Raw genomic sequence first — 9,489 nt, forward strand, 5'->3', positions numbered from 1 at the left:
TTGGAAGGGTCGGAGCTGACGGCGGAGTACTGGTACGACAACTGCCGGCAGCCGGTGTCGTTCGAACCCGTGGTGCGGCGTCTGCTGGCCGAGGGCCACAGCACATTCATCGAGTGCAGCGCCCACCCGGTACTGGTCTACGGCGTCATGGAGACCGCCGAGGCGGCAGGCGCCGACGCCGTCGCGCTCGGCACGCTGCGCCGCGGCGAAGGCGGCCTGGCGCGCTTCTACACCTCGCTCGGCACCGCCTGGAGCCGCGGCGTCCCCGTCGACTGGACCGCCGTCCTCGCCGGACGCGGCGCATGCACCGTCGACCTGCCCACGTACGCGTTCCAGCACCGGCGTTTCTGGCTGGAGTCCGCGCGGGCCGACGAGGCCGCCCCGGCGCCCGGCACGGCCGACCCCGCGGAGGCGGGATTCTGGGCGGCCGTCGACGACGGCGACACCGACCGGCTCGCCGCCACGGCGGGCCTGGACGCCGACCGGCCCCTGCGCGAACAGCTGCCCGCGCTCGCCGCATGGCACCGTGGCCGCCGCGACCGGGCCGCCATCGACTCCTGGCGCTACGACATCCAGTGGACCCTGCTGCCCGACAGCGGCGCCGACCGGCTGACCGGCACCTGGCTCGTCGTCGAGCCGGCCGACCCGGCAGACCCGGCCGCCGCCGACCGCGTCGAGGCCGTCGTCGCGGCCCTCGCCGCCCGCGGCGCCGACGTCGACCGCCTGCCCCTCGACCCGGCCGCCGCCGACCGCACGGACTGGGCCGCGCGGCTCACCGGCACCGACGCGGCCGGAGTGGTGTCCCTGCTGGCCGGCGCGGCCGACCCGGACAGCGCCGTCACCGGCACCCTCGTGCTCGTCCAGGCCCTCGCCGACGCCGAGGTGACCGCGCCGCTGTGGGTGCTCACCCGGGGGGCCGTCGACACCGGGTACGACGCGCCCGCCGACCCCACCCAGGCCATGCTGTGGGGGCTCGGCCGCGTCGTCGGGCTCGAACAGCCGCGCACCTGGGGCGGATTGGCCGATCTGCCGGAGACCTTCGACGAACGGGCCGCCGCCCGGCTGGCCCGGCTGCTCGCGGGCGGCCTCGGCGACGAGGACCAGGTCGCGCTGCGCGCGAGTGGCGCCTACGGCCGGCGGCTGACCCGTGCCCCGCTCGGGGACAGCGAGCCGGTGCGGCGCTGGCAGCCGCGCGGCACCGTCCTGGTCACCGGCGGCACCGGCGGCGTCGGCGCCCGGGTCGCCCGGCGTCTCGCGGCCGGCGGAGCCCGGCACCTGGTGCTGACCAGCCGCCGCGGCCCGCAGGCGCCCGGAGCCGCCGGACTCGCCGACGAGATCCGCGCGCTGGGCGCCGAAGTCACCCTCGCCGCCTGCGACATGGCCGACCGCGAGCAGGTACGGGCCGTCCTCGACGCGATCCCGGCCGAGACCCCGCTGACCGCCGTCGTGCACGCCGTCGGGATCGTCCAGTCGACCCTCGTGGAGGAGATGACCGTCGACGAGTTCCGGGAGATCAACGCGGGGAAGGTCGGCGGCGCCCGGCACCTCGACGAACTCCTCGGCGACACCGAACTCGACGCGTTCGTGCTGTTCTCCTCCAACTCCGGCGTCTGGGGCAGCGGCCGGCACGGCGGCTACGCACCCGGCAACGCCTACCTCGACGCGTTCGCCGCCCGGCGCCGCGCCCGCGGCCTGACCGCCACCTCCGTCGCCTGGGGCGCCTGGGGCGGCGGCGGGATGATGGAGGGCGACGGCGTCGAGGAGTACATGCGCCGCCGCGGCGTGCTGGAGATGGACCCCGAACTCGCCCTGGACGCCATGGTCCAGGCCGTCGAGCACGACGAGGTGTTCCGCGCCGTCGCCGACGTCGACTGGGAGCGGTTCGTCCCCGGCTACACCTCCGGACGGCCCAGCCCCCTCATCAGCACTGTGCCGGAGGCCCGCCGCGCCCTGGCCGCCGCCGAGGCACCCGGTCAGGACGGCGGCGACACCGGTGCGGCCGCCGAGTTCGGCCGGCGGCTCGCCGCGGCGAACCCGGCCGAGCGGGAGTCCCTGCTGCTCGGCCTCGTCCGCGACAAGGTCGCCGCCGTCCTCGGACACTCCTCCGGCGACGATGTCGAACCCGGCCGCGCGTTCAAGAACCTCGGCTTCGACTCGCTGACCGCCGTCGAACTGCGCGACCGGATCGGCGCCGCCACCGGCCTGAAACTCCCGGCGACCGTCGTCTTCGACTACCCCAGCCCCGCCGCGCTCGCCGCGCACCTGCGCACCGCCCTGCTGCCGGGCGGGGACGCACCCGTCGGCGGGGTCCTCGACGAACTCGACCGACTCGAGAGCGCGTTGTCCGCCGCCGCCCCCGACACCGACACCCGCACCAAGCTCAGGCAGCGCCTCCAGGCCCTGCTGTGGACCGTCGACGAGGACGCGCACACCGGCGCCGGAACGACCGAGGACACGGACGCCCTGGAGACGGCCACCGCCGACGACATGTTCGCCCTGCTCGACAAGGAGCTGGGCACCTCCTGACCCGCGCCCGGGGCCGGGCCCACGCCCGGCCCCGGAGCAGCAGCCCGCCATGCCCGACACCGGCCCATGCCCGACACCGGCCCACGGCCGGCGAACCGCCCCACGGAGCCCACGGAGACACCGACATGGCGCAGAGCCAGCGCACCGAGAGCAACGAGGCGAAACTCCTCGAATACCTGAAGCGGGCGACGGCCGACCTGCAGCAGACCCGCAAGCGGCTGCAGGCCGTGGAGGCCGCGGGCCACGAGCCCATCGCCGTCATCGGCATGGCCTGCCGCTACCCGGGCGGCGCCGACACCCCCGAAGCCCTGTGGCGGCTGGTCGCCGACGGCGGCGACGCCGTCGGCCCCTTCCCCGACAACCGCGGCTGGGACATCGACGCCCGCTACGACCCCGACCCCGACACCCCCGGCACCAACTACGTGCGCGAAGGGGCCTTCCTCCACGACGCCGACCGGTTCGACGCCGGCTTCTTCGGCATCTCGCCCCGCGAGGCGCTCGCCATGGACCCGCAGCAGCGGCTCGTCCTGGAAACCGGCTGGGAGGCCGTCGAACGGGCCGGCATCGACCCCACCACCCTCGCCGGCAGCGCCACCGGCACCTTCATCGGCTTCAGCGCCCTCGACTACACCACCGGCCTGACCGACGTTCCCGACGAACTCGAGGGCTACATCGGCACCGGCAACCTCGCCAGCGTCCTGTCCGGGCGCCTCGCCTACTTCCTCGGCCTGGAGGGGCCGGCCGTCACCGTCGACACCGCCTGTTCCTCCTCCCTCGTCGCCCTGCACATGGCCGCCCAGGCCCTGCGCACCGGCGAGTGCTCCCTCGCCCTCGCCGGAGGCGTCACCGTCATGTCGAACCCGGCGGGCTTCGTCGAGTTCAGCCGCCAGCGCGCCCTGGCACCCGACGGCCGCTGCAAGGCCTTCGCCGCAGCCGCCGACGGCTTCGGACCCTCAGAGGGTGCGGGCATCCTCCTCGTCGAACGGCTCTCCGACGCCGTGAGCAACGGCCACCGGGTCCTCGCCGTGATCCGCGGCTCCGCCGTCAACCAGGACGGCGCCTCCAACGGCCTCACCGCGCCCAACGGGCCCTCACAGGTCCGCGTCATCAAGGCCGCGCTGGCCGACGCCCGGCTCACCCCGGCCCAGGTCGACGCGGTCGAGGCGCACGGCACCGGCACCACCCTCGGCGACCCCATCGAGGCTCAGGCCCTCCTCGCCACCTACGGGCAGAACCGGCCCGAGGACCGTCCGCTGTGGCTCGGCTCCGTCAAGTCCAACATCGGGCACACCTCCGCCGCCTCGGGCGTCGCGGGCGTCATCAAGACGGTGCTCGCCATGCGCGAGGGCCTCCTGCCCCGAACCCTCCACGTCGACGCCCCCTCCGACCGCGTCGACTGGAACTCCGGCGCCGTCCGACTCCTCACCGAGGCCCGCCCCTGGCCCGAGACCGGCCGGCCCCGGCGCGTCGGCGTCTCCGCCTTCGGTATCAGCGGCACCAACGCCCACGTCATCCTCGAACAGCACCAGCCGGACACCGACGACGCCCCGGACCCCACCACGCCAGGTGCCTTCACCGCCACCGGCGCCCCCTGGATCCTCTCCGCCCGCACCGCGGCCGCGCTGCGCGGCCAGGCCGCCCGACTGCGGGACTGGAACGCACAGCATCCCGGCCTCGACCCGGCCGTCGCCCTCGCCACCACCCGCACCGCCTTCGACCACCGCGCCGCCTTCATCGGCGGCGACCGCGACACCGCCCTGCACGCCTTCGCCGAGGGGAACACCTCCGCGAAGGTCCTCGAAGGCACGGCCCACACGGACAAGACGGTGTTCGTGTTTCCGGGTCAGGGGTCGCAGTGGGCGGGGATGGCGGTGGAGCTGTATGAGGCTTCGCCGGTGTTTGCCGCGCGGCTGGAGGAGTGTGCGCGGGCGCTGTCGGGGTTCGTGGGCTGGTCGCTGCTGGATGTGCTGCGGGGTGTCGAGGGCGCGCCTGGGTTTGACCGGGTGGATGTGGTGCAGCCGGTGTTGTGGTCGGTGATGGTGTCGCTGGCGGAGTTGTGGCGGTCGGTGGGGGTGGAGCCGGCCGCGGTGGTGGGTCACTCGCAGGGGGAGATCGCGGCGGCCGCCGTCGCCGGGGTGCTGAGTCTGGAGGACGCGGCGAAGGTGTCCGCGCTGCGTGCCCGCGCGCTGATCGCATTGGCGGGTAAGGGCGGCATGGTGTCGGTGGCGGACACCGCGGACGCCGTGCGGGAGCGGATCGCCTCTTTCGGTGACCGGCTCGCTCTGGCCTCCGTCAACGGCCCGCAGTCCACGGTCGTCTCCGGTGATCCCGAGGCGCTGGAGGAGCTGATGGCGGCCTGCGAGGCGGACGGTGTGCGCGCCCGTCGTATCAACGTGGACTACGCCTCGCACGGTCCGCAGGTCGAGCTGATCCGGGAGGAGGTGATCGGCCTGCTGGACGGCATCCGGCCGCGCACCGCCGAGATCCCCTTCTTCTCCACCGTCACCGGCGACTTCGTCGACGGCCCGGAACTGGACGCCGAGTACTGGTTCACGAACCTGCGCACCACGGTCCGTTTCCAGGACGCCGTGGAGGGTCTGCTGACTCGCGGGCATGGTCTGTTCGTCGAGGCCAGTGCGCACCCGGTGCTGACGATCGGCGTGCAGGAGAGCATCGACGCCTCCGAGGCGACCGCGGTGACTGTCGGCACCCTGCGCCGCGACGAGGGCGGCCCGCAGCGCTTCCTGGCCTCCCTCGCCGAGGCCTGGGTCCATGGCGCCAAGGTCGACTGGCAGGCGGTGTACGGGCGTTCGCCGCAGCCGGAGTTGCCGACGTACGCCTTCCAGCGTCGGCGCTACTGGCTGGAGGCGGGCAAGGGAGGCCCGGGCGCCGGTGATGTCACCGCGGCCGGGCTGGCCGCTGCGGATCACCCGCTGCTGGGGGCCGCGGTGCGGCTCGCGGAGGGGGACCAGGTGGTACTCACCGGGCGGCTGTCGCTGCGGACGCACCCGTGGCTCGCCGACCACGCCGTCGGGGGCGCGCGCGTGCTGCCCGGGGCCGTGTTCGTCGAACTCGCCGTGCGGGCCGGGGACGAGGCCGGATGCGACGTTCTCGACGAGCTGACACTGGAGACGCCACCCGCGGTGCCCGACGACGCACCGGTCGACCTGCAAGTGGTCTTGGGGCCACCGGACCCGGCGGGGCGGCGCCCGGTCGCCGTGTACGGCCGCGGCGGCGACGACCCGGGCGGAAGCTGGACGCGGCACGCGCAGGGAACCCTGTCGCGAGCCGAAGCTCCGCCCGAGGGGCGGGAGTTGGCGGCCTGGCCGCCGCCCGGTGCCGAACCGGTGGACCTCGACGGGTTCTACGCCTCCCTCGCCGAGTCGGGATACGGCTACGGGCCGGTCTTCCAGGGCCTGACAGCCGTATGGCTCGCCGGTGACGGCGCCGGCGTGTACGCGGAGGCGGAGCTGCCCGACGACCAGCACCGCGATGCCGTCCGCTTCGGGCTGCACCCGGCGCTCCTGGAGGCCGCGCTGCACGCGCTCGCGGTCAGCGGGCCGCCGGCGCAGGAGGGCACGGCCTGGCTGCCGTTCGCGTGGAGCGGGGTGCGGCTGCACGCCGCCGGGGCCTGCCGGGTACGGGTCCATCTCACCCCGGTGGGGCCCGACGAGGTGGCGGTCACGGTGGCCGACGCGGCCGGCCGGCCGGTCGCCGTGGTGGACTCGTTCGCCTCACGGCTCGTGCCCGTCGAGGAGTTGCGGGCCGCCGCGGAGGCCGCCGGCGCCCGCGCCGGGACCTCCGCCCGCGCCGGAACTCCTCCCGCCGAGCGCGCGCCGCGCCGCCCCGGCGCCGCCGCCGCGGACGACCCGGGGGGCGCCGTTTCGTTCACGCGACAACTGGCCCGGCTCGGCCCGCAGGAGCAGGAGCGCATGCTGACCGACCTGGTGCGCACCCGGGTCGCCGCCGTCCTCGGGCACGACGAGCACGAAGTCGTCGAGCCCGAACGCGCCTTCAAGGACCTGGGCTTCGACTCGCTCACCGCCGTCGAACTGCGCAACCGGCTCACCGCCGCCACCGGACTGAAACTGCCCGCCACCCTGGTCTTCAGCCACCCCACCCCCCTCGACCTGGCCCGCCACCTGCTCACCGAACTGGGCACCGCACGCGCCGTGGAGGCTCCCGGTCTGCGCGAACTGGCGCTGCTGGAGGCCGCCCTGGCGGACGTGGAGCCGGACGAGGAAGCCCGGGACACCGTGACCAAGCGCCTGGAGGCGCTGCTGTGGCGCTGGCGCCGCAACGGCACCGCGCAGGCCGCCGTCCTGGACGGCGACGCCCTCGACAGCGTGTCCGACGACGAGATCTTCGACCTGATCGACAAGGAGCTGGGCGCCTCCTGACCTGCCCCACCGCCCACCGCCGCCCCTCGGGGCGGCGGCGGTCGGTCCGTTCCCCGCTGCCGGGAAGGGGAGTCGACCGCCGCTATACGGGTCGCACCCCGCATTTCAGGGGTTGGCCCGATCGCGCTCGCACGCGACGGTGGCCAGGTGTCCCCGTGCCCGACCGGACCGACCGGACCGACCGGGACCCAGGAACCGGGAGCTTCCCGCGTTGCTCCTCAGCCCCAAGTCCCCAAGGAGTACCGAGCATGCCGACGAGCAACGAAGACAAGCTCCGCGACTACCTCAAGCGGGTCACCGCGGATCTCAGCCGCACCAAGCAGCAGCTGCGCGAAGCCGAGGACGCCGGGCACGAGCCGGTCGCCATCGTGTCGACGGCGTGCCGTTTCCCGGGCGGGGCCACCGATCCCGAGGGCTTCTGGGACCTGATCGCCTCCGGCACCGACGCGATCACCTCCTTCCCCACCGACCGCGGCTGGGACGTCGACAACCTCTACGACCCCGACCCGGACAAGCCCGGCAAGACCTACGTCACCGAGGGCGGGTTCCTGCGGGGCGCCACCCTCTTCGACCCGGAGCTGTTCGGGATCTCGCCGCGTGAGGCCGCCGCCATGGACCCGCAGCAGCGGCTCCTGCTGGAGACCGCCTGGGAGGCCCTCGAACGCGGCGGTAACGACCCGCTGTCCCTCAGGGGCAGCGAGACCGGCGTGTTCGTCGGAGCCGTCGCCTCCGACTACGCCTCCCGGCTCACCGCCCTGCCCGAGGACGCCGAGGGCTACATCGGCACCGGCACCATGTCCAGCGTCCTGTCCGGCCGGGTCGCCTACACCTTCGGCCTCCAGGGACCGGCCGTCACCGTCGACACCGCCTGCTCCTCGGGCCTGGTCGCCCTGCACCTCGCCGTGCAGGCGCTGCGCCGCGGCGAGTGCTCGCTGGCCCTGGCCGCGGGCGTCGCCGTGATGGCGTCTCCCGCCGCCTTCGTCGAGTTCAGCAAGCAGCGGGCGCTCGCCGCGGACGGCCGCTGCAAGGCATTCGGGGCGGGCGCGGACGGCACCACCTGGGCCGAGGGCGTGGGCGTCCTGCTCGTCGAGCGGCTCTCCGACGCCCGCCGCAACGGCCACCGCGTGCTCGCCGTGATCCGCGGCTCCGCCATCAACCAGGACGGCGCCAGCAACGGCCTCACCGCACCCAGCGAGCCCGCCCAGCAGGAGGTCATCCGCAAGGCCCTCGCCGACGCCCGCCTCACCGCGGCCCAGGTCGACGCGGTCGAGGCGCACGGCACCGGCACCTCCCTCGGCGACCCCATCGAGGCCCAGGCCCTCCTCGCCACCTACGGCAGGGAACACACCGCCGAGCGGCCGCTGTGGCTGGGGTCGGCCAAGTCCAACATCGGGCACGGCGGCCCGGTCGCCGGTATCGCCGGCGTCATCAAAACCGTGCAGGCGCTGCGCCACGGCGTCCTGCCGAAGACCCTGCACGCCGACGAGCCGACCCCGCACGTCGACTGGGCGTCCGGCGGCGTGCGGCTCCTGACGGAGGCACGCCCCTGGGAGCGCGGCCCCGAACCGCGCCGGGCCGGTGTCTCCTCCTTCGGGGTGAGCGGCACCAACGCCCACGTCGTCCTGGAGGAGGCCGAACCCGCCGAGGAGACGGCCGCCGAGGAGACGGCCGTTGAGGAGGCGGCCGTCGAGGAGCCCGCGGGACCGGTCCCGTGGATCGTGTCCGGCCGCACCCCGGCCGCCCTGCGCGACCAGGCGGCCCGGCTCCTCGCCCACGTCCGGGACGGCGCCCCGCCGGCCGCCACCGGCTTCTCGCTGGCCACCACGCGCACGGCCCACCCGGTGCGCGGCGCGGTCGTCGCGGCCCGGCACGAGACGTTCCGCGCCGGCCTCGCGGAACTCGCCGACGGCGACGTCACCGGCACCACCGTCACACCAGGCGCCGACCGGCCGGTGTTCGTGTTCCCCGGCCAGGGCTCGCAGTGGGCGGGGATGGCGGTGGAGTTGTACGACGCCTCGCCGGTGTTCGCCGCCCGGCTGGAGGAGTGCGCGCGGGCCCTGTCGGCGTACGTGGACTGGTCGCTGCTGGACGTCCTGCGGGGTGTCGAGGGCGCCCCCGGCTTCGACCGGGTGGATGTGGTCCAGCCCGCGCTGTGGGCGGTGATGGTGTCCCTCGCCGACCTGTGGCGCTTCCACGGCATCCGCCCCGCCGCGGTGGTCGGCCACTCGCAGGGCGAGATCGCTGCCGCCGCCGTCGCCGGTGTGCTGAGCCTGGAGGACGCGGCGAAGGTGTCCGCGCTGCGTGCTCGTGCGCTCACCGCATTGGCGGGTAAGGGCGGCATGGTGTCCGTGGCGGACACCGCGGACGCCGTGCGGGAGCGGATCGGCGCCTGGGGTGACCGGTTGGCTCTGGCTTCGGTCAACGGCCCGCAGTCCACCGTCGTCTCCGGTGATCCCGAGGCGCTGGAGGAGCTGATGGCGGCCTGCGAGGCCGACGGTGTCCGCGCCCGGCGCATCGACGTCGACTACGCCTCGCATTCCTCGCAGGTGGAGTCGATCCGTGA

Annotated in this window: 3 protein-coding genes; all 3 read left to right on the plus strand. The window is 74.9% G+C overall.

Features of this window, described 5'->3' with window-relative positions:
• A partial coding sequence (locus ACH4ZX_RS39810; RefSeq protein WP_398283754.1) for an SDR family NAD(P)-dependent oxidoreductase occupies positions 1 to 2,526 on the plus strand: 2,526 nt, incomplete at its 5' end.
• A 125-nt stretch (positions 2,527 to 2,651) separates the two neighbouring features.
• Complete coding sequence (locus ACH4ZX_RS39815; protein WP_398283756.1) at positions 2,652 to 6,926, plus strand: type I polyketide synthase; 4,275 nt, start codon at positions 2,652 to 2,654, stop codon at positions 6,924 to 6,926.
• A 248-nt stretch (positions 6,927 to 7,174) separates the two neighbouring features.
• Positions 7,175 to 9,489, plus strand: a 2,315-nt coding sequence (locus ACH4ZX_RS39820) for a type I polyketide synthase (protein WP_398283758.1), incomplete at its 3' end; no start/stop codon positions are given.

This window comes from Streptomyces sp. NPDC020490 (assembly GCF_044335305.1).
GTDB lineage: Bacteria > Actinomycetota > Actinomycetes > Streptomycetales > Streptomycetaceae > Streptomyces.